Source organism: Arenibacter amylolyticus, assembly GCF_002150785.1.
GTDB classification, from domain to species: Bacteria; Bacteroidota; Bacteroidia; order Flavobacteriales; family Flavobacteriaceae; genus Arenibacter; species Arenibacter amylolyticus.
Genome location: NZ_MTAZ01000004.1, coordinates 345,879 through 367,594, shown reverse-complemented (window position 1 = coordinate 367,594; position 21,716 = coordinate 345,879). Strand labels below are relative to the sequence as shown.

The following is a 21,716-nucleotide window of genomic DNA, read 5'->3' as shown; positions in this document are numbered from 1 at the left end:
GGGTTTTTTGTATTAGAAAGAGTACCGTTGTGGCCCTCCCCGTCTTATTTCCTCATTGGCATAGGCCTCAAACTTTTTAAAGTTTTCCCTAAAGGCATTGGTCAATTTAAAAGCTGTTTTATAATAGGCCTCATCATTGTTCCAGGTTGCCCGAGGACTAAGGACACTGCTAGGCACTCCTGGACATTCCCTAGGCTGCGCCACTCCAAATACGGAATGGATATGGTACTTGTCATAACTGTACAACCCCAAATCCCCATTTAGTACCGCACGGATCATTGCCCTAGTATATTTTAGCTTCATACGGGTTCCAACTCCATAAGGCCCTCCGGTCCATCCTGTATTTACCAGCCATACATTAACTCCCGCTTCTTTCATTTTAGCGCTAAGCATCTCGGCATATTTTGTAGGATGCAAGGGCATAAAGGGCGCTCCAAAACAAGCTGAAAAATTGGGCACAGGCTCTACCACTCCCGCTTCGGTACCCGCTACTTTGGCAGTATATCCAGAAATGAAATGATAGGCAGCCTGACTCGGGGTCAGTTTAGAAATTGGAGGCAGCACCCCAAAAGCATCGGCCGTTAAGAAAAAAATATTCTTGGGGTTTTTACCAATGGAAGGCACCTGTATATTATCAATATTATAAATAGGATAGCTTACCCTAGTGTTTTGCGTTATGGAAACATCCTCATAATCTACCACCCCATTGGCATCCAGGATAACATTTTCTAAAAGCGCTCCTTTTTTAATGGCCCCAAAGATCTCCGGTTCGTTTTCCTGGCAGAGATTAATGGCCTTTGCATAACATCCACCTTCAAAATTAAACACGGTATTCTCTTTGGTCCAACCATGTTCATCATCCCCAATCAATTTCCTTTCCGGATCAGCAGATAAAGTAGTCTTTCCCGTCCCGGAAAGGCCAAAGAAAATAGCCGTATCCCCATCGTCTCCCACGTTTGCGGAGCAGTGCATAGGAAGGCAGTCTTTGTAGACAGGTAAAATGAAGTTTAGAGCAGAGAAAATCCCCTTCTTTATTTCCCCTGTATAGCCAGTTCCGCCGATAAGGGCAATTTTTCTGGTAAAATTTAAGATCGCAAAATTGTGTTGCCTAGTCCCATCCACCTCACTATTTGCCATAAACCCAGGAGCGTTGATTACCGTCCATTCGGCTTCAAAACCCACCAATTCATCCTTGGTCGGTCTTATAAACATATTATAGGCGAACATATTAGACCAAGGATACTCATTAATCACCCTAATATTCATTCTATAATCATCGTCTGCACAGGCAAAACAATCCCTTACAAAGATTTCTTTGGTGTCTAGGTATGTTATCACCTTGTTGTAAAGCGCATCAAATTTATCGCTTTCAAATGGGATATTCACATTTCCCCACCACACCTCATCTTCGGTAATAGAATCCCTTACGATAAACCTATCCTGGGGAGATCTACCGGTAAACTCGCCCGTATTTACCGCTAGGGCGCCAGTAGAAGAGGTTACCCCCATTCCCTTTTCCACGGTTATCCGATGTAATTCTGATGGAGGCAATTGATAATGGATACTACAGTTTTTTAAACCATACTCTTTTAACGAAATCGATTTCGTAGTTGAAGCCATAATAACTGGGTTTTAATTAGCTATAATAAAGTATAAATTATGTATTAATTATTAGGTATAGATTGCTGTGTTTTTTTCAGAATTCCCACTCCCAAGAGTACCCAACCTACCAAGATCAGTAGGCCCCCAAAAGGGGTAACCAATGCTATCCGCGTAAAATCGAAACCGCTTAGCTCATTGAGTGCCAACAGGTATATGGAGAAAGAAAAGCATATAATCCCTAAAATAATAAAATATGAGATTGTTTTTTTCTGTTTTTCTGAAATAGGTTTTAATCCACTTAAAATCATTAGAAAAAAGGCATGATACATTTGGTATTGAACCCCGGTCTCGAAAGACTCTACCGCCTTGGGCCCCACGATGTTACCCAATCCATGGGCCCCAAAGGCACCAAGCAATACGGCCGTGGCACCGAAAAATACGCCAGCTCCCAAAATTGTTTTGTTCATAACTTGTGCTCTCTTATTTTTTACAAATATAACATTTTGATACCTTAGTATCTGTCTAATCAGAACATAAAACTACACATGTTGCGAAAAATAGTGATCCTTGGCGCTGGAAAATCTACCTCCTACCTACTAGATTATTTAATAGCTAAATCGGAAGAGGAAAAGCTTCACCTTACCATTTGCGATTTAAATCCGGAAGGGTTACCGGACAATGTAAAAAATCATAAGGCCGTCAACACTTTAAAGTTAGACATCTTTGATGCTACGGAAAGGAGCAACACTATTAAAAACTGCGACCTCGTTATCTCCATGTTGCCCGCACGTCTGCATATTATTGTAGCTAAAGATTGTTTAACGCATAGAAAACACCTAGTCACCGCCTCGTATGTTAGCGATGAGGTGCAAGCCTTGGACGCACAGGTTAAAGAGCGGGGACTGGTATTTATGAATGAAATAGGGGTAGACCCCGGAATAGATCACATGAGCGCCATGCAGTCTATAGACAAAATAAGGTGCAGGGGCGGCAAAATATTATTATTCGAATCATTTACTGGTGGACTTGTAGCACCTGAGAGCGACAACAACCTGTGGAATTATAAATTTACCTGGAACCCCAGAAACGTTGTTTTAGCTGGGCAAGGGGGTGCCGCAAAATTTTTGCAGGAGGGCACCTATAAATACATTCCCTATCACAAATTATTTAGGCGAACGGAATTTATGGATATAGAGGGATACGGGAAGTTTGAGGCCTACGCCAATAGGGACTCCCTAAAATACAGGGGAACGTACGGCTTAGACGATGTTCTTACCCTATACAGAGGAACCATGAGAAGGGTGGGATTTTCCAAGGCTTGGAACATGTTTGTACAAATGGGCATGACCGATGATAGTTATACCATAAAAAACTCGGAAGGGATGTCTTATAGGGAATTTGTTAACCTATTCCTCTCCTACTCCCCAACCGATAGCGTAGAACTAAAGATGCGACACTATTTAAAAATAGATCAGGACGACATTATGTGGGAGAAGCTCCTAGAGCTCAACTTATTTGATGATGAAAAAAAGATTACCCTAAAAAATGCCACTCCTGCCCAAATCCTTCAACAAATTTTAGAGGAAAGCTGGACCCTAGGAGACCAAGACAAGGACATGATTGTGATGTACCATAAGTTTGGCTACCTGCTTAACGGAAAGAAAGAGCAAATAGACACCAACATGGTGGTTTTAGGGGAAGACAGAGTACATACCGCCATGGCCAAGACCGTGGGATTACCTGTAGCCATTGCCGCCCTGTTTATCCTGAACAAAAAAATTACCATTCCAGGGGTACAGATACCTATAGCTAAGGAGGTGTACGAGCCAATTTTAAAAGAACTGGAGCATTATGGGATTCAGTTTAAGGAGCAGAAGGTTCCTTATCTTGGCTATAATCCTCATCTATAAAACAGCTTGCACTAGCAAAGTCATTTACAAAATTCAATAGGTTCCTGTTTTAGCTGAACGATACTTTAGCACTGCATGGATGGGTACATCCGTTCTGAAATAAATGCACCCAGATATACACCATCCGGGGTGTTACAAACTGAAAGGATTTTTAATACCTTTATCCTGAATCATGAAGGCTACCAATGAAATCACCTAACGAAAGTGTTAAAATAGACGGAATAGACAAAGAGATTCTAAGATTCCTAATGGAGGATGCTAGGAAGCCCATATTGGAAATAGCCAGGAAGATTGGTATTTCTGGGGCAGCCATCCATCAACGACTTAGAAAGCTAGAAGCGTCTGGCCTAATTGCAGGTTCTAAATTTATTATTAATCCCAAGGTCTTGGGTTATACCACCATGGCTTATATCGGTATCTACCTAGACAAGGCCATGAGCAACCCCAAGGCAGTAAAGGAACTGGAGAAGATTCCAGAAGTTTTGGAATGTCATTATACCACGGGCAACTGGTCTATTTTAATTAAGGTACTTTGCAAGGACAACGAACATTTAATGCATGTATTAAATAAGGAAATTCAAATAATAGAGGGGGTCTCTAGGACGGAAACCTTTATATCCTTAAACCAACAAATTGATCGCCAAATCAGCATTTAATGTTTGGATTGAATCTAAATAAGTATTAATTTTGCCCCGATGAGCATACTATTTCAATCCAAATTCTACACCTTATATCAATCCAATTCGGATAGATATTTCTACATCGATTTTGGCCAAAAAGTGGTTAAACTATCTTTTTGCCAACTACTGGCATTAAGACAGAAGGTAAATGCCATATCCATTGAGTCCCATTTTGATGCGGACCTAAACAAGCATGGCTTTGAAGTGCTAATGCTCTGTAACAAGGAACATTTATTCCTATTAAATACTTTTGAGGTCTTGGACCTAAAAAGCTTAGTAAGCAATGGCTTTGCACTCTTGGGTATTTCTTCCGAAAGCACCTTGTCTTACACCTAGGCTATTTTTATTGAGTCTAAGTCCAATTATATTTAAGCCTCTCCATTCTTATAATACAGACACTTTTAATATCTTTATATAAATCTAAGATATTCCGAAGTGATATTGTTGGTTTAAGCCCCAACATATCGCTCTATTTACATGGGAACCCAGTACACAATTATTAAACTTTGAGATAATGAAAAATATAGCTAGACAACAAATGAGTATTAAGGTCAGTACTATGGACCTGCTCAACGATCAGATAAAAATGGAAGCCCACGCCTCTGCCACTTATTTGGCCATGGCTTCTTGGTGCGACCAGCATGCATTTACAAACAGTGCCGAGTTCTTCTATGATCAAGCAGAAGAGGAAAGGGAGCACATGATGAAAATATTCAAGTTTATAACGGATTGCGGAGGAAACGCCATTTCCCCTACCGTAGAGAACATCAATCATGATTTTTCCCATTTAGAGGAAGTTTTTGAAAGTGCTTTGGATCATGAGATAATGGTAACCAACTCTATTCATAAAATTTTAGCAACCGCCAGAAAAGATCAGGATTTTGTTGTGGAGAATTTCCTTCAGTGGTTTGTTGAGGAACAAATGGAAGAAGAAAAATCCCTAAGAGACATCTTGGACCTTTTTGAAGTAATGGGACGAGACGGCATTGCGCTTAAATTTATTGACGAGCGCATTAAAAGAGACGAATAGTGTGGATTGCCAATAACCTATTATCACATCAATATCAGTGAAAACAGGTACATACAACCATAAAAAAAAGGAGATGCAAATGCATCTCCTTTTTTTATTCTTTATTTGAATACCACTTACTTAATCCCTACTACCAAGGACTTGCATAGCCCAATATACCAAGGTAGCCAAGGAACCAATAGCAGCCACTAAGTAAGTACGAGCAGCCCATTTTAAAGCATCTTCGGACCCTTTGTATTCTTCCTGTGTTACCATGTTCTTACTTTTTAACCAAGCCAAAGCCCTGTTACTGGCATCGTATTCCACCGGCAGGGTAATAAAGCTAAACAAGGTAGCAAATCCCATCATTACCAGTCCAGCTACGGCAACCCAGTAGCCTAAGCCCACACCTGCAGCGGCACCAAGCATAATACCTCCAAATACTACCCAAGTAGACATGCCCGAGGTTACACTAACTATAGGCACCAGTTTAGATCTCATAGTAAGCCATTCATAAGCAGTAGCGTGCTGTACAGCATGCCCCACTTCGTGAGCAGCTACCGCAGCAGCAGAAGCATTGCGCTGATTATAAACCCCTTCACTAAGGTTTACGGTCTTATTGGCCGGATTGTAATGATCTGTAAGCATCCCAGGTGTAGAGATTACCTTAACATCCCTGATACCATGGTCTGCCAACATTTTCTCTGCAATTTCCGCTCCGCTCATCCCATTGCGCAAATGCACCTTGGAATAATGCTTAAATTTACTTTTCAACTTATTGCTTACCAACCAGCTCACTAAAGCGATGGCTCCCAACAACACATAATATAACATCATATCTATATTCTTTTTTAGTTTTTTAAATAGTTCTAATATTCACTCACTGATATCCTAATTCAACCACAGCAAAAACCCCGCCATATTCACCAAGGATCTGCCGAAATGATCTTAAGTGCCAATTTCTGCCAAAATGTCTAACTCCTACCATTCTCATTGGCTTCCTAAGCTTCGTTAGCCAACGATATTTACAATCTTCCCAGGAACCACAATCACCTTTTTAGGGGCGCGACCCTGCAATTGATCCTGAGTTTTGGAATCTGCCAAAACCGCCTTTTCTATTTCCTCTTTAGAAAGGTCTACCGGCAACTCCAATTTAAACCTCATTTTCCCATTAAATGAAATAGGATACTCCTTAGTACTTTCAATCAGGTATTCTGGCTGAAATTTTGGGAAAGGTGCCGTAGCAATAGATGTGCTATGCCCCAACCTACTCCAAAGCTCCTCGGCTATATGAGGAGCGTAGGGCGCAATCAAAATCGCCAAGGACTCCAACACTTCCCTATTGTTGCATTTTTGGGTTGCCAATTCGTTCACACAGATCATAAAAGTGGCAACGGAAGTATTAAAAGAGAATCCCTCAATATCTTCCTCAACTTTTTTAATGGTCTTATGCAATGTTTTTAGATTGTCTGCCGTTGGAGCTCCTTCAGTAACCAAGAAGCTTCCCTGGGCACCACCGTGATACAATCGCCACAGCTTTTTCATAAACCCATAAACACCCGTTATCCCCGCGGTATTCCACGGTTTGGATTGCTCCAATGGCCCTAAAAACATCTCGTAAAGCCTTAAGGAATCTGCTCCGTATACTTCACAGATACTATCTGGACTTACTACATTATATTTGGATTTAGACATTTTCTCTACCTCTCGGGAAACCTTAAAACTACCATCGGTATTCTTAACAAAAGTAACGTCGGTATATTCTGGCTGCCATGCAACAAAAGCGTCAACATCTAAATGATCCGAGGAATCTACCATGGTTACGTCTGCGTGGATATCCTGAACCACAAAATCCCCATATTTCTTAACAAATTCCTCTACTGGACTATCTCCTGACGACTTATCAGGAGATTTAAGATATTCCTCTAATACATCTACATCCACAAAAATAAAGAAAGGACGCCCCTCTACTTCAAATTGCAACCTTTTTGCAAGGGCACTTGTACCAGTAATCATCCCCTGGTTGATGAGTTTTTTTGCGAATTCGGGTTGAGGGACCAACCCCTTATCGAAAAGAAATTTTTGCCAAAAGCGAGAATACAACAAATGTCCTGTAGCGTGTTCGCTTCCACCAATGTACAAGTCTACTCCCTGCCAATAGTCCATAGCCTCCTTAGAGAACACCTCCTCGGTGTTGTGAGGGTCCATATAGCGGTTAAAATAGAACGAACTCCCCGCCCATCCAGGCATGGTATTCAGTTCCAATGGGAACACCGTTTTATGGTCTATGGACTTATTAGAAACCACCGCAGCGGCTTCCACATCCCACGCCCAATGGGTAGCATTCCCCAAGGGAGGCTCTCCAGTTTCGGTTGGCAGGTACTTTTCTACCTCGGGCAACACAATGGGAAGGTGCTCTGCTGCAATCATTTGCGGCAATCCGTCCTTGTAATATACCGGGAAAGGCTCGCCCCAATACCGCTGTCTGCTAAATACAGCATCGCGTAGCCTATAATTTATTTTTCCTTTCCCCTGACCCAGTTGCTCCAATTCATGAATAACGCGTTTCACCGCTTTTTTATAGGGCATTCCGTTCAGAAAATCGGAATTGGCAATAACCGTGTTTTCCTTATCGGCAAAGGCCTCTTCGCTCACATCCACCCCCTCAAAAATATTAGGAATAGGAATGTTGAAATGTCTGGCGAAGTCATGATCTCGTTGATCTCCACATGGAACAGACATTACCGCCCCGGTACCATAACCGGCCAATACATAATCGCCAATCCAAATTGGAATGGGTTCTTTGGTAAAGGGATGCTCTGCATAGGCCCCCGTAAAGGCTCCGGTAATGGTCTTTACATCGGCCATACGGTCGCGTTCGCTACGTTTTGCCGTAGCCTCAATATATTGTTTTACCTCCTCCTTTTGCTCTGGAGTGGTAATTTTTAATACTAAATCGTGTTCCGGGGCCAAAGTCATAAAGCTCACCCCAAAGATGGTATCGGGACGGGTAGTAAAAACAGGGATTTCTGCGTCCGCTACCATGGTATTATTTTGGGGAAGCACCTTAAAGCTTACACTAGCCCCCTCGGACCTCCCAATCCAGTTGGTTTGGGCATCCTTTAATGGCTGCGGCCAATCTAAGATAGACAGATCGTCTAATAATCGCTGGGCATAGGCAGAGATGCGCATGCTCCATTGGGTCATTTTCTTACGGATTACTGGATGGCCTCCACGTTCGGAAACTCCGTTCACCATTTCATCGTTGGCTAGCACGGTACCTAAAGCCGGACACCAGTTAACCTCGGTCTCTGCCAAATAGGTTAATCTATATTGTAGCAACACCTGTTGCTTTTCCTTATCGGAGAAAGCATTCCACGCTGCTGCAGTAAACGGGACAACATCCTCGTCACAAACGGCATTAACCGCTGAGTTCCCCTCCTTTTGGAAGATAGCGATCAAATCGGCAATATCCCTAGCCTTGTCGGCCTCCTTATCATACCAAGAATTAAAGAGTTGGATGAATATCCACTGCGTCCATTGGTAGTACTTGGGGTCGGAGGTTCGCACTTCCCGACTCCAATCGAAAGAAAACCCAATTTTATCTAACTGCTCACGATATCTATTAATATTGGTTTCCGTAGTAATAGCAGGGTGCTGTCCGGTCTGTATAGCATATTGTTCTGCTGGCAGGCCAAAAGAATCGTAGCCCATAGGATGCAAAACATTGTATCCCTTATGCCTTTTATAACGCGCATAAATATCACTGGCAATATACCCCAATGGATGGCCTACATGCAATCCCGCTCCAGAAGGATAGGGAAACATATCCAACACGTAGAACTTTTCCTTTTCAGAATTGTTCTCTACTTTAAAGGTTTGGTTTTCTGCCCAATACCCTTGCCATTTTTCTTCAATTTTCTTAAAGTCGTATTCCATGTACCAAATTTCTTTCTACCTTCCTGCTGCTAATATCGGCAGGATTTATAGACCGCAAAAATAGGTCTAATCTATGAAAGGTGAAAAGATATTATCAACTTAACCGCTAAGGCATCCGCTTCTGATTCATATATTTATTCCTAACAATTAGGCCATCCTAGTTTAAATTGTTCCTTTACTATATCTTTAAACGGTGAACCAAAATTTTATAAAGCTCCCAGCGGCGCTACTTCCCATCCTCCTGCTTTTTGCCAACAGTCTGTTGGGACAAGTGGGATTTTGCCCTGGCAATACGGGCCAACCTATTTTTACGGAAGATTTTGGAAGCGGAACCACCAATGGTCCGCCTTTACCCCCAGGCAGTACCACGTACCAATATGTAAATGGAGAACCTACGGATGGCAGCTATACCATCTCTAGCACTACACCCTATTTTGACTGGCATCGCATTACGGACCACACCCCAAACGATTCCAATGGAAAGGCCTTTATTGTAAATGCCGATTATAGCGCAGGGGAGTTTTTTAGGCGAACGGTCACTGGTCTCTGCGAAAATACCTCCTATGAATTTTCGTCCTGGCTCCTAAACCTTCTGCCGGCATCCGGATGTAGCAACAACGGTATTCCCATAAACGTACGCTTTGAAATTTGGGATGTTACGGACACTCAAAGGCTGGCGTGGGGAGACACTGGTGACCTTCATGGTACCCCTTCCCCACTTTGGCAACAGTACGGCCTAATCTTCCAGACCCTTCCTGGACAAACCTCGGTAATTCTAAAAATGCGTAATAACGGGGAAGGCGGTTGTGGAAACGATTTGGCCATAGACGATATTGTCTTTAGGACTTGTGGAGATGCCATTGCCATTTCCGATGAACAGGGAAATTTAGACATGGCCTTCTGTGAAACAGCCCCTCCTAGCAGTGTAACACTTACAGCAACTCCCGATTATTCCATATACACCAGTCATGCTTTTCAATGGCAAGATAGTCCGGACGGGACAGTGTGGTCTGACATCCCGGGGGAAACCAGCCCAAAGTTCACTTCCCCGCTGCTAAACACCACCACTTTCTTTCGGGTGAAATTGGCAGAGGATGTCATTAACCTAGCTAATCCACTTTGCAGCACGTTATCGGATGTCTTCAAGGTTACTATAGTCCCAAAACCCCAACCACCAACTAGCAATGGGGATATAGCTACTTGCATCAACGAAAACAAGCCATTAACGGTCAGTGTTCCTGCAGATGTACAAGTAAATTGGTACGACGCCCCTTCCGAAGGAAACCTTCTACTACAGAATAGTTCCTCCTTCTTGGCCCCTTACGAAGGAACCTTTTATGCCGAGGCCGTATCTACCTTAGCAGCTTGTTATGCCGATAGTAGGACCCCGCTTAAGCTGACGCATTATGAGCTCCCTGTGGTAACGGACGAAACCATTTATTTCTGTGAAGACGATTCTGTTATTCTATATGCAAATACCAGTAATGCAACCTATGAATGGAATACAGGGGAAACTACCCCTAGCATCGTTGTAGATTCTTCAGGCACTTATTCCCTCATAGTCACCAATTCCCATGGATGCCAAAACACCAAAAACTTTACGCTATCCCAAATAGACCGCCCCCTAATAGAATCCGTTAGGTCGGATGAATATACAATTACGGTCTTAACGGAAAATCGTGGCGCTTTTGAATATTCCTTGGATGGCACCTATTATCAGCATCAAAATAGTTTTAAAAACACCGAAGGTGGACATTATACGATCTATGTAAGGGAGAAAAACGGTTGTGGATTGGCCACTATGGAATACTTGCATTTGGTAATCCCAAAATTCTTTACTCCCAACGGCGACCACCACAATGACCTTTTTATTATTAACGGCACCGAAAATTTTAGAAACGCCGAGCTACATATTTATGATCGCTATGGAAACTTATTGAAAAGCATTAGGAATGCCCCCTTTATCTGGGACGGAACCTTTAAGAATAGGGATCTGCCTGCATCGGACTATTGGTATAGCATACAGCTGGACCACCTGGAAAAACGTGGCCATTTCACCCTAAAAAGGTAATGGATCCTCATGTTTTTACCAGAATAAAACCAGAAGCATAAAAATGAACATATATCAGCCATTTTTATTTCAATTTACTTTGCTATTTTTACGCATTGATTTTCCATTATGAGCAAATCTTTTGAACGTTTTCAAAAAAGAAAGCTAATTTCCTCGTATTTTTCAGTGGTCCTCAGCATTGGGCTAGTGCTCTTTCTATTGGGCATACTGGGGCTATTGGTGTTGAATACTAAAAAATTAGCAGACCACTTTAAAGAACAGATCACCGTATCGGTTTTTTTAAAGGATAGTGCCAAGGAGGTAGAAGTAGACCAGTTACAGAAAAGTTTAGCAATGGCACCCTACACCAAGAATGCCATCTACGTCTCTAAAGAAGAAGCCGCAGAAAAGCACAGTGAGGAAATTGGAGAGAACTTCCTGGATTTTTTGGGGTATAACCCCTTAAAGAACTCCATAGACATTCGCCTGAATGCTGCTTATGTACATACAGATACCATTGCCAACATAGCCCAAGAAATTTCCAGGAAAGGCTATGTGGAAGAGGTAAGCTACGATCAACCTCTTATTAGTTTACTGAACGACAATGTAAAAAAATTGAGTTTTTGGATATTAGTGGCAAGCGGGGCTTTTACCTTTATTGCGGTTCTCTTGATCAATAGCTCCATAAGACTCTCCATCTACTCCAAACGTTTTATTATAAAAACCATGCAAATGGTTGGAGCCACCAAATCTTTTATTAGGAGGCCCTTTATCTGGACCAATATTAAGCTAGGGGTGTTAGGAGCCATTATTGCCTTAATTGCATTGGGGCTGGTACTGTATTATGTGGATCAAAGCTTCCCGGAATTAAACCTCTTCCAAGATCCCACCATATTGATAGTGCTTTTTGTAGGGGTATTTCTACTAGGAGTGTTAATTTCATGGATAAGTACCTATTTTGCCACACAACGCTTCCTAAACTTGAGGACAGATGATTTATATTACTAAATTTGCAGCATGAGCAAGAAAAAGAATATTAAACAAGGCCAAAAACCCACTCGGGAACTTATCTTCCAAAAGAGAAACTACCTTTTTATGTTTATCGGCTTGGCATTTATAGCCCTTGGATTTATCTTAATGAGCGGTGGCGGAATGGACGACCATGCTGTTTTTAACCCAGAAGTCTATAGTTTTAGGAGAATACGACTTGCCCCTACCATGGTCTTGATTGGCTTGGGCCTCCAAGTGTACGCCATTCTATTAAACCCCCATAAGAAAAATTAGTTTTGGACATATTTAAAGTTATTATTCTAGCCATCATAGAAGGGCTAACCGAGTTTTTGCCTGTTTCTTCCACTGGACACCTTATTGTTGCTTCCTCTTTTTTTGGCATTGCACACGAAGATTTCACTAAATTATTTACCATCGTTATCCAATTGGGAACCATATTATCGGTGGTAGTACTGTATTACAAACGATTTATTCAAAGCATAGACTTTTATTACAAATTGTTGGTGGCATTTATTCCAGCAGTAGTTTTAGGGTTGCTTTTTAGCGATGTAATAGACTCTCTTTTGGAAAGTCCCATAACCGTGGCCATTTCTTTAATAATAGGAGGTCTAATCCTCTTAAAGGTCGATGATTGGTTTGGAGGTGAGGAGAACACAGAAGTTACCTATTCTACCGCCTTTAAAATTGGGCTTTTCCAATGTTTGGCCATGATTCCTGGAATGTCTAGAAGTGGGTCCAGTATTGTTGGGGGAATGACTCAAAAACTTTCTAGGACCACAGCCGCAGAATTTTCTTTTTTCCTTGCTGTGCCCACCATGTTGGGGGCCACACTGAAAAAAAGCTACGACTATTATATGGCAGGATTTACCCTTAGCTCGGATCAGATCAATTACTTAATTGTAGGGAACGTGGTAGGTTTTCTTGTAGCCCTTGTGGCCATTAAAACTTTTATCGACTATTTAGGGAAACACGGATTTAAACTTTTTGGATATTATAGAGTGATTGTAGGAGTGGCAATTTTAATCATACATTATTTTATTAGCCCCTTAACCGTAATCTAATGACCAAGGAAGAATTTTTGGAAGGAAAATTGCTGCTCATTGATAAGCCGCTGGGTTGGAGTTCCTTCCAAGCAGTGAATTCCTTAAAATGGGCCATCCGTAAAAAGTTTCAATTAAAGAAGATAAAGATCGGGCATGCCGGGACCTTAGATCCCCTAGCCACCGGTTTATTATTAATATGTACGGGCAAGGCCACTAAGACTATTAACGAACTACAAGGCCAAGAAAAAGAATATACGGGCAGTTTTACCTTAGGAGCCACCACCCCTTCTTATGATTTGGAAACGGAGGTAGACAAACACTACCCCACAGACCATATCACCGAAGCGATGATCCATGAGGCCACCTCTGCGTTCTTGGGAGAAATAGAGCAGGCACCCCCTGTATTCTCGGCCCTTAAAAAGGATGGAAAACGACTCTACGAGTATGCAAGGGAAGGGAAAAGCGTAGAAATTAAAAAACGTTTAGTGACCATAACGGAATTCGAAATCACCAAAATTCAACTACCCCTAGTCCATTTCAGGGTAGCCTGTAGCAAGGGCACTTATATTAGATCTTTAGCCTACGATTTTGGAAAAGAATTGGGTTCTGGGGCACATCTATCCACCCTCAGGAGAACCAAAATAGGTGATTACAACGTAGATAAAGCAATCGCCCCAGAGGAATTTAGAGAATTATTGGCGATAGACGGCTAGTGAAATTAATTTGAAGAGCAACATCCTACCCGTTTATCGATAATTTAAAATATTTTTGATTAAACGCGGTTATAATCCTATATGACTTTAAACAGGAAACAGCTTTCTTTTTTAATAACCTTTCTTTCCATGGCTTTAATGGTATTGTTCCTTTACAATATCCATTTGGGACAAAAGGAAGTGGAAGAGTACGCCATTGAATTAATCTTACCAGACGAGGAAGAGCTTGAAGAAATCCTGGAGGAAGAAGAGCAGGAAGACCTCAGCAATACGCCCCCCATCAAAAGTCATATGGCTTATAACGAAGCCAACAAAGCTAGCTATGGAAATCCAGAGCCCCTTAAAACTTTGGAGGAGCTCATGGAGGAGCAGGAAAGCTCCTCGGATACGGAAGAGCCCATGGACTTCCCTATTACAGATTCGGAATATGCCGCAAGGGTAAAAGAACTTGCCCAGCGCAGACGGGAGAAGCAACAACTTTTAGGAGAAAAAGAGGCCAGCAAGGAGGTAATGACCAATAATTTGGCCAAGCGCAGAACCTCCGTATCCTACTCCCTGGTAAACAGGCAACACCGCAGCCTACCTATTCCAATCTATACTTGTATAGAGGGCGGTAAGGTTGTTATTAATATTAGGGTAGACCACCTGGGCAGGGTAACCCAGGCAGAGGTCAATAAAAGAAGTTCTAGCACCTTAAACGGCTGTCTTGTAGACAATGCCATTGCCTATGCCCTACGATCCAAGTTTAATTCGGGAAAGCGCTCCGAACAACCGGGTACCATCACCTATCTATTCCAAGGGAAGTAGCGACAAGAGGTCTGATATCGTATTCTGCCCCTTATCTTTATTATACCATTGCTGCAACTCCTCTATAAACTCTGGCGTAAACTCGCCAAATTTTTCCTTTTGATCTTGCACCATCTTTTTGGCAATAGAAGGTCTGGATCCCCATTCCCCTATTATATCCCCAGTGGCGTTGTCTATAGCAATCAGTTTGGGAATAGCCATAGCCCCATTGGTTAGAAAACGCTGCATAAGCGCTGTATTCTCATCACGCAAAACCAATCTCAAGGAGATATTTTCATTTAAGGCGACCATTTTATCCATAACAGGTAGTGTCTGTGCTGCATCGCCACACCAGCTTTCAGTAAGTACCAACCAAGTAATCTGGCGGTCTACACGCTTTATTTTATCGGCAGTTTCAGGATCAATTTTAAGGGTTTTCTCCAAGCGCTTCATTCTTCTTTGGTTTAGGGAAGTATAATTGCTCAACTTTTCATTTTGCTCGGGTCCCGTAGATTTCCCTTCCACGACTAGTTGGTCCATCAACTCCCGGTATTCCCCATAACTCATGCTATTTTTTAGACTCTGACCTATTAATTGGTGATCTACTAGTAGTTCTTGATTTTGCTCCATATGAATTCGCTTAATTGAAAGCAGCAAAGATAAGGATTATAAACCGTGATAAAAGATGACATTAATCACCTAATCCTATTGTTTGCAAGCAGAGAGAATGCTATTCCATACCCTCCGGATCTGCATTAAAGCACACCCCATCTAGCGCAATAAACAAATAGAAATAATCCTCTTCCCCCTAATCTATATGAATTAATTCCCCTATATTTAAATTTATAAAACAGGCCCATGGAAAAGCACAGATGCGGATGGTGCAAAGGCGATGCACTTTACGAAAAATACCACGATACGGAATGGGGCGTTCCCGTACGGGACGATGCCACCTTATTTGAGTTTTTAATCCTGGAAACCTTCCAGGCGGGATTAAGCTGGATTACCATCCTCAGGAAAAGAGAGAATTTCAGAAAGGCATTCGATCAGTTCGATTACCATAAAATTGCCCAATACTCCGAAGATAAGATAGCCTCACTCCTACAAGACTCGGGGATAGTAAGGAACAAACTAAAAATAAGGGCCACGATAAATAATGCGCAGCAATTCATAAAAATCCAGGAAGCCTACGGTAGTTTTAGCGAATATATCTGGGGATTTGTAAACGGCCAACCTATAAAGAACAAGATTGAAAATTATAAGGATACTCCGCCCACCACTCCCTTATCCGACCTTATTAGCAAGGATTTAAAAAAGCGAGGATTTAAGTTTGTAGGCAGCACCGTAATATACGCCCATATGCAGGCCACTGGGATGGTTAACGATCACGAAATAAGTTGTTTTAGATATCATGAAGTATAAGAACTCCCTTATTGTACTGTTTTTAATACTAGGGCATTTTGGTTTTTCCCATACCAAACCGGAAAGAGAGCATCGAATTAGAAAATCCCAATTCCCGGAAATAACGACTCCGGTAATCCCAAAAGCGGCCAAGAGAATTCGCTACTACAAAGAGGTAGATAGCCTCGCTACCATATATACCTTAAAATTTAGATTAGAAAGAATCAACTATCACGTAGAGGTAGACCAAGAAGGCGATATTCAACAGTTGGGTTTTGTTCTTAAGGAGGTAGATATTCCCAGGGATAGCTATTCCAGAATTAACAATTATCTAGAAAGAACTTTTAAAAAGATAAAAGTAAAGCGTATCCTACAATGGTATTCTGCCGAGTCCACAGATGCCATAAGGAATACTTTCCAAAATTTAATTCTTCCATCAAATACCTACGAACTCTTGGTAAGGGGAAAAAGGGACCTACAGCGAGGCAACCGGCAAGACTATCACCTCCTATTTAATGCTGAAGGCACTTTACTGTCCATTGAGAAAGCACTCCCTGTTAACTACGATCGGGTCCTCTATTAGTTTTCCCATCCGCATCGCGTAATAGATCCATAAATTTATTCCGTGAAATTTCCCTAGCCCCTAAACTGGCCAAATGCGAGTTGTAGACTTGGCAATCGATTAGCTGGTATCCTTTCTCATTTAATACTTGCGCTAAATGAATGAAGGCATATTTTGAGGCATTGCTTACCTTACTGAACATACTCTCCCCACAAAACACCTGACCTAGATCTATGCCGTACAAGCCTCCCACCAATTTATCATCTTCCCACACTTCCAGAGATTTTGCCACTCCCATTTTATGCAGTTGCATATAAGCCTTTTTCATGTCAGCGGTAATCCAAGTCCCGTCCTGATCCTTGCGGTCTATCGTTGAACATTGGTGCAGCACCTCTTTAAAGCGGGTATTCCAAGTAATGCGAAAGGGTTTCTTTTTAATTAGTTGCTTCATGCTCTTGGATATCTTTACCTCCTCTGGGAACAGGACCATCCTTGGATCCGGGCTCCACCACAGAATAGGGGACCCTTCGTTAAACCAAGGGAAAATTCCGTTTTTATACGCCAATAGCAACCTTTCCGGGGAAAGATCACCCCCTATTGCCAGTAACCCCTCCTTATCTGCATGTGTTACCTCGGGAAACAATAATCGCTCATCTAAAAGATACATTCACCCAATTGTTTTATGTTCCTAAAAACAGCAAAACCTACCTGGCTTCTTTCCAGGTAGGTTTTACTCCTTTTCTTTTTAGCCTTTGGTATCAGCTATTGATCACAAAATCCTAGCACCTTCTTAGAAAGGTAGGTCATCATGATCGTCTTCGTTTAAATTATCTGCTGGCTCAAAAGCATCCATTGGGGGAACCGGAGGCATTCCTGCTCCTGCCGCATCTTGCTGCAAGCTTTCTATACGCCATCCTTGGATAGAGTTAAAATATTTGGTTTCCCCTTGCGGGTTTACCCATTCCCTACCTCTTAGGTTAATGCTAATCTTAACTTGCTGACCAACATTGAAGTTGTTCAATAGGTCACATTTATCCTGTACAAATTCAACCATAAGGTGTTGTGGATACTGCTCCTCTGTAGTTACTACCACTTCCCTTTTTCTAAATCCGTTACTCCCAAAAGTTTGGGTATCACCTAGCATTTTAATTTTCCCTTGTACTTCCATTTTACTATTCTTTATCTAAATAATTCTACTTGATATTCTAAATATTTGTCAATATTAAGGATTTTGGAAAGGACCACCTAGTACAAAAGCTACCTTCTGTTAAGCGCCCCCTTATTTTAACATCCCAACCATATTAGTTTTAATACTATCCGTCTAATTTTAGCCTTCTATCTGGTTCCTCAGAAGCCCATCCCCTAGTTTAATTTTCAATCTAGACGTTCGCAGATCACATTTCTGCTTCTGCCAATAAAAACATCCAGGCGGTCATCACCTCCTTGGATCTTAAGAGATCCTGCGCCTTCTCGTGCAACTTTTTTGGCTCCCCCGAACTAATTAAGCTACGGACTTCCAAATTTCGATCGATAAAGGCCTTAACTTCCTCTTTGCTTGGCAGTTTTTCAATATTCGCCAACATACCCAAATCATTCCCCGTAAGGATGTGGCTTAATCGTATATGACTGGGAAGTTGATCTATTCCTATCCCTTTGGTGGAAAGAGGCTTGGGAACTTCAAACAATCCCATATTGGCCCTGCTATACCAATTACCTCCCATACGCGCCACTTGATCTATTTTATATGGGTCTATGCTTCCATTTTCATCCAATATATCTGCGTCCAAATGAATTTTCAGCACCTCACAAAAAACAAGGTTACCGGCACCTCCTTCCTCTCCCAACGGCTCTACCTTCAGTACCTTACATTCAAATTGCACTGGGGCTTCCGCCACCCTATGTGGCTTTACCAAATCGGATTGCATCATGGTAAATCCGGCTTTCACAAACTCATTTACCCCTGCTTCGTATTCCGTACTAGCCAGTGACATTTGTTGCACCATGGTATGGTTAACAATATTCACTACCACCTCCATGGTTTCTAACACGTTCTCCAAGGTGTGCTTGGTGGTATTATTGCGCACCCTCCTCGCTGGCGAGAATATTAAGATAGGCGGATTAGCGCTAAACACATTAAAAAAACTAAAGGGCGCTAAATTTGGTCTCCCCTGGGTATCCATAGTACTTGCAAAGGCGATAGGCCTTGGTCCTACTGCGCCCAATAAAATACCGTGCAATTTTGCAATTGGGACTTCTGAAACGAGAAGGGAAACCTTGGTCTTCATAGCGGTCAAAGGTAGTAATTTACGAATAAAACTAGATATATCCCACCTTTCCAAAATAGAATATCTTTGCCGAAATTACGTTATCTTGTAGTACCTATGTTTAATTATTTTGCTGGATGAGCTTTAATCCCAAAAAGAAAACTCCCAAGATGTTATTGCTCATGGCTTCCTTTGCCATAGTAAGCCTGATTCTTTGGAATACCAATAGTTTTTTCCAGAAGTTTAAGGAGGAGGAACGACATAAGATGGAAATATGGGCCACTGCCCAGTCGGAGTTCCTTTCCCTACCGGTGGAAGCGGATCCTGGCAATCTTCATATTAAAATTTTTCAGAATAACACCTCTACCCCCATGATCTTGGTTAACAAGGATGGTTCCATAAAAATAAATAACATGCCAGGGGCACAGATCTCAGATACTACTTATATAAACAAAAAAATTAAGAAGTTCAAGGCAGAGAACCAACCCATACTAATAGAATACAAGGGGGAGAACCTTGCCACGCTTTACTACGGAAATTCGGACGTTCTAAACAAATTGAAATTTTACCCCATTTTACTTCTTTTAATAATATTTCTCTTTGGGACCGTTATTTATTTCCTGTTCAAGACCAACAAAGCTTCCGAGCAGAACAAACTCTGGGCCGGGATGGCAAAGGAAACCGCGCACCAAATAGGCACGCCCTTATCCTCCCTGCTGGGGTGGAATGAATTGTTGAGGTCAGAACCTATTAATCCAGAAATCACCAAGGAGATAGAAAAAGATATTCAGAGGCTGGAAACCATCACAGACAGATTTTCAAAAATTGGCTCCCTTCCGGTCCTGGAGGAACACGACCTTGTAGAGGAGACTAAAAATGCCTATAATTACCTAAAGACCCGAAGCTCTAAGCTCATCCAATTTACTTTCCATACGGAAGTAGATCATTACCCGGTATTATTAAACAAGGCCTTGTTTAATTGGACCATAGAGAATTTGGTGAAAAACGGCATAGATGCTATGAGAGGTAAGGGCAAGATTCGTATTGAGGTTATTCCCAATGGGAATAGTGTTAAAGTTCTTATTGCGGACACAGGTACTGGAATACCCAAGAAAAACTATCAATCTATCTTCAATCCAGGGGCTACTACCAAAAAAAGAGGATGGGGATTAGGACTTTCCTTGGTTAAAAGAATCGTAGAAGAATACCATAATGGTAAAATTAAAGTACTTTCGTCCTCTAAAGAAGGCACCATAATGCAAATTACATTAAAAGCAAATAGATAAGGAGATGGCAAAGGAGAAAATGGTAGTTTTGAAAGAAGCGGATCTAACCAATAATTGTCCCGAATGTTTCAATCAGGAACTAAAACTTACTTTTTATCAAAAACACACTTATGGCAGGTTGTTTCACAGGACAACCAAGGATATTGAGCACGAAATAAAGTGCACCAAATGCAACTCTTTGATCTATCCGGTTTCTTGGACCGAGGATATTGAAAGAGTATATGAATATTACCGTAGAATGGCCGCCCCCAAAAGAGCCACTATACGGTTTACCACCTTATTTTATGTACTAATATTATTGCTAACCTCCATTGTAGCCATTGGGGGCTATTTTATAATTCAGGAATTTATTTGATCTGAGCCTTGATTTTTTCTGCAATTTCTACAAACTCTTCTTTGGATTGGGGCACCTTGTGCTGAAAGGTAGCATCGCGCATCTCATTGAGCGGTATCAGGTGAACATGAACATGGGGAACCTCCAGACCAATTACGGTTAAGCCTACCCTATTACAAGGAATGGCAGCCTCTATGGCTTTTCCTATTTTACGGGAAAAGGCCATAAGTCCCATATAGGTTTCCTCATCCAGATCTAAAAGTCGGTCTACCTCCTTTTTGGGGATACATAGGGTATGTCCCGGGCTGTTAGGGTTAATATCCAAGAACGCATAGAAATGCTCGTCCTCGGCAATTTTATAAGAGGGAATTTCCCCTTTAATAATTTTGGTAAAGATAGATGCCATAAACGTTGTAGTTTTTAAAATTATAGGACAGAAGACTCCAAAACCAATCAGAAATATGGAGCCGTACCCCTTTGGAGTACAATTTACTAAAAGACATTGATAAACCCAGCACCTTATAAAATGGAACGGCCTTAATTCACAAGAGAATTAAGGCCATCACCACATATATCATGAAGTTATCTGGAAATTTCCACTATTTCAAATTTCAGTATCCCATTAGGAACCGCTATTTCTGCGATTTCACCCACTTTCTTCCCAAGCAAGCCTTTTCCTATGGGGGAGCTCACAGATATTTTGGCCGCTTTTAAGTCGGCCTCACTTTCTGCCACCAAGGTATATTTCATTTCCTGTCCGTTATTCAAATTCTTTAATTTAACGGTAGATAATATCAGCGCCTTGGAGGTATCCAATTGCGATTCATCAATTAAACGGGCATTCGATAAAGTCTCTTCCAATTTAGAAATTCTCATCTCCAATAAGCCTTGAGCCTCTTTGGCCGCATCGTATTCTGCATTTTCCGATAAATCTCCCTTATCTCTTGCTTCCCCAATTGCACGTGATGCTTTTGGACGCTCCACATCCTTAAGGTAACTTAGCTCCTCCCTCAATTTCTTCAGCCCTTCTGCTGTATAATAAGATACTTTGCTCATTTTTTCTACGTTTAATAAATAAGAAAATCCTCTTTTTTAAAAGAGGATTCAGACAAATATACATAAATTT

The 21,716-nt window shown here is 41.6% G+C and carries 24 protein-coding genes; 14 read left to right on the top strand and 10 right to left on the bottom strand.

The annotated features are described in order from the left end of the window. Positions 1-12: 12 nt before the first annotated feature. A complete protein-coding gene (gene pckA / locus BV214_RS02345) occupies positions 13-1,620 on the bottom strand; it encodes a phosphoenolpyruvate carboxykinase (ATP) (RefSeq protein WP_086475856.1) in 1,608 nt (535 codons plus the stop codon). Positions 1,621-1,664: 44 nt separating this feature from the next. Then, complete coding sequence (locus BV214_RS02340; protein WP_086475855.1) at positions 1,665-2,069, bottom strand: DUF423 domain-containing protein; 405 nt, start codon at positions 2,067-2,069, stop codon at positions 1,665-1,667. A 78-nt stretch (positions 2,070-2,147) separates the two neighbouring features. Here BV214_RS02340 and BV214_RS02335 point away from each other — a divergent pair, with 78 nt between their 5' ends. The 4 genes from BV214_RS02335 to BV214_RS02320 all read left to right on the top strand — a co-directional run bounded on the left by BV214_RS02335 (position 2,148) and on the right by BV214_RS02320 (position 5,222). Next, on the top strand, positions 2,148-3,512 hold the full coding sequence (locus BV214_RS02335) for a saccharopine dehydrogenase family protein (protein ID WP_086475854.1): 1,365 nt from the start codon (positions 2,148-2,150) through the stop codon (positions 3,510-3,512). Between the two features lie 185 nt (positions 3,513-3,697). Continuing rightward, a complete protein-coding gene (locus tag BV214_RS02330; protein ID WP_086475853.1) occupies positions 3,698-4,168 on the top strand; it encodes an Lrp/AsnC ligand binding domain-containing protein in 471 nt (156 codons plus the stop codon). Positions 4,169-4,207: 39 nt separating this feature from the next. Continuing rightward, complete coding sequence (locus BV214_RS02325; protein ID WP_086475852.1) at positions 4,208-4,528, top strand: hypothetical protein; 321 nt, start codon at positions 4,208-4,210, stop codon at positions 4,526-4,528. A gap of 178 nt (positions 4,529-4,706) precedes the next feature. After that, positions 4,707-5,222 carry a ferritin gene (locus BV214_RS02320; protein WP_086475851.1) on the top strand — a complete coding sequence of 172 codons (516 nt, stop codon included), beginning with the start codon at positions 4,707-4,709 and terminating at the stop codon, positions 5,220-5,222. A 120-nt stretch (positions 5,223-5,342) separates the two neighbouring features. Here BV214_RS02320 and BV214_RS02315 read toward each other — a convergent pair whose 3' ends face one another. Both BV214_RS02315 and BV214_RS02310 read right to left on the bottom strand, forming a co-directional pair. Further along, entirely contained in the window at positions 5,343-6,038 is a 696-nt protein-coding gene (locus BV214_RS02315; protein WP_086475850.1) for a zinc metallopeptidase, read from the bottom strand. Between the two features lie 174 nt (positions 6,039-6,212). Further along, the gene (locus BV214_RS02310; RefSeq protein WP_086475849.1) at positions 6,213-9,140 is read right to left on the bottom strand and encodes a leucine--tRNA ligase; all 2,928 of its coding nucleotides are present in this window, start codon (positions 9,138-9,140) and stop codon (positions 6,213-6,215) included. 193 nt (positions 9,141-9,333) lie between these two features. Here BV214_RS02310 and BV214_RS02305 point away from each other — a divergent pair, with 193 nt between their 5' ends. From BV214_RS02305 to BV214_RS02280, 6 genes are all read left to right on the top strand, one after another. Next, positions 9,334-11,211, top strand: coding sequence for a T9SS type B sorting domain-containing protein (locus BV214_RS02305; protein WP_086475848.1), 1,878 nt, complete (start codon positions 9,334-9,336; stop codon positions 11,209-11,211). A gap of 108 nt (positions 11,212-11,319) precedes the next feature. Beyond that, complete coding sequence (locus BV214_RS02300; RefSeq protein ID WP_086475847.1) at positions 11,320-12,198, top strand: cell division protein FtsX; 879 nt, start codon at positions 11,320-11,322, stop codon at positions 12,196-12,198. Between the two features lie 9 nt (positions 12,199-12,207). Then, positions 12,208-12,474, top strand: a complete 267-nt coding sequence (locus BV214_RS02295; protein WP_086475846.1) for a DUF3098 domain-containing protein — start codon at positions 12,208-12,210, stop codon at positions 12,472-12,474. 2 nt (positions 12,475-12,476) lie between these two features. Then, complete coding sequence (locus BV214_RS02290; RefSeq protein ID WP_086475845.1) at positions 12,477-13,262, top strand: undecaprenyl-diphosphate phosphatase; 786 nt, start codon at positions 12,477-12,479, stop codon at positions 13,260-13,262. Further along, the gene (gene truB, locus BV214_RS02285) at positions 13,262-13,957 is read left to right on the top strand and encodes a tRNA pseudouridine(55) synthase TruB (RefSeq protein WP_086475844.1); all 696 of its coding nucleotides are present in this window, start codon (positions 13,262-13,264) and stop codon (positions 13,955-13,957) included. The genes BV214_RS02290 and truB overlap by 1 nt, the downstream gene beginning before the upstream one ends. Positions 13,958-14,086: 129 nt before the next feature. Further along, positions 14,087-14,764 (top strand): energy transducer TonB, encoded by a 678-nt coding sequence (locus tag BV214_RS02280; RefSeq protein WP_223883446.1) that lies wholly within the window; start codon positions 14,087-14,089, stop codon positions 14,762-14,764. Here the strand turns inward: BV214_RS02280 and BV214_RS02275 are convergent. Continuing rightward, the gene (locus tag BV214_RS02275; RefSeq protein ID WP_086475842.1) at positions 14,747-15,373 is read right to left on the bottom strand and encodes a thioredoxin family protein; all 627 of its coding nucleotides are present in this window, start codon (positions 15,371-15,373) and stop codon (positions 14,747-14,749) included. The two genes, BV214_RS02280 and BV214_RS02275, sit on opposite strands and share 18 nt — an antisense overlap. Before the next feature lie 228 nt (positions 15,374-15,601). Here BV214_RS02275 and BV214_RS02270 point away from each other — a divergent pair, with 228 nt between their 5' ends. Next, the gene (locus BV214_RS02270) at positions 15,602-16,165 is read left to right on the top strand and encodes a DNA-3-methyladenine glycosylase I (protein WP_086475841.1); all 564 of its coding nucleotides are present in this window, start codon (positions 15,602-15,604) and stop codon (positions 16,163-16,165) included. Then, complete coding sequence (locus tag BV214_RS02265) at positions 16,155-16,727, top strand: hypothetical protein (protein ID WP_086475840.1); 573 nt, start codon at positions 16,155-16,157, stop codon at positions 16,725-16,727. Before BV214_RS02270 ends, BV214_RS02265 begins: the two co-directional genes overlap by 11 nt. On the opposite strand, the gene aat is transcribed toward BV214_RS02265, so the two are convergent. The 3 genes from aat to BV214_RS02250 form a co-directional block, all read right to left on the bottom strand. Continuing rightward, positions 16,702-17,373, bottom strand: a complete 672-nt coding sequence (aat, locus tag BV214_RS02260; protein ID WP_086475839.1) for a leucyl/phenylalanyl-tRNA--protein transferase — start codon at positions 17,371-17,373, stop codon at positions 16,702-16,704. The two genes, BV214_RS02265 and aat, sit on opposite strands and share 26 nt — an antisense overlap. 123 nt (positions 17,374-17,496) lie before the next feature. Further along, on the bottom strand, positions 17,497-17,874 hold the full coding sequence (locus tag BV214_RS02255; RefSeq protein WP_086475838.1) for a DUF3127 domain-containing protein: 378 nt from the start codon (positions 17,872-17,874) through the stop codon (positions 17,497-17,499). A 226-nt stretch (positions 17,875-18,100) separates the two neighbouring features. Further along, a complete protein-coding gene (locus tag BV214_RS02250) occupies positions 18,101-18,991 on the bottom strand; it encodes a flavin reductase family protein (RefSeq protein WP_086475837.1) in 891 nt (296 codons plus the stop codon). A 116-nt stretch (positions 18,992-19,107) separates the two neighbouring features. On the opposite strand from BV214_RS02250, the gene BV214_RS02245 reads away from it, so the two are divergent. Together BV214_RS02245 and BV214_RS02240 are read left to right on the top strand one after the other, a co-directional pair. Further along, a complete protein-coding gene (locus BV214_RS02245; RefSeq protein WP_086475836.1) occupies positions 19,108-20,256 on the top strand; it encodes a sensor histidine kinase in 1,149 nt (382 codons plus the stop codon). Positions 20,257-20,260: 4 nt separating this feature from the next. After that, positions 20,261-20,611 carry a hypothetical protein gene (locus BV214_RS02240; RefSeq protein WP_086475835.1) on the top strand — a complete coding sequence of 117 codons (351 nt, stop codon included), beginning with the start codon at positions 20,261-20,263 and terminating at the stop codon, positions 20,609-20,611. Here the strand turns inward: BV214_RS02240 and BV214_RS02235 are convergent. Together BV214_RS02235 and greA are read right to left on the bottom strand one after the other, a co-directional pair. Next, positions 20,604-20,996 carry an HIT family protein gene (locus BV214_RS02235; protein WP_086475834.1) on the bottom strand — a complete coding sequence of 131 codons (393 nt, stop codon included), beginning with the start codon at positions 20,994-20,996 and terminating at the stop codon, positions 20,604-20,606. The two genes, BV214_RS02240 and BV214_RS02235, sit on opposite strands and share 8 nt — an antisense overlap. Before the next feature lie 176 nt (positions 20,997-21,172). Continuing rightward, positions 21,173-21,646 carry a transcription elongation factor GreA gene (gene greA / locus BV214_RS02230; RefSeq protein ID WP_086475833.1) on the bottom strand — a complete coding sequence of 158 codons (474 nt, stop codon included), beginning with the start codon at positions 21,644-21,646 and terminating at the stop codon, positions 21,173-21,175. Between the last annotated feature and the right edge of the window lie 70 nt (positions 21,647-21,716).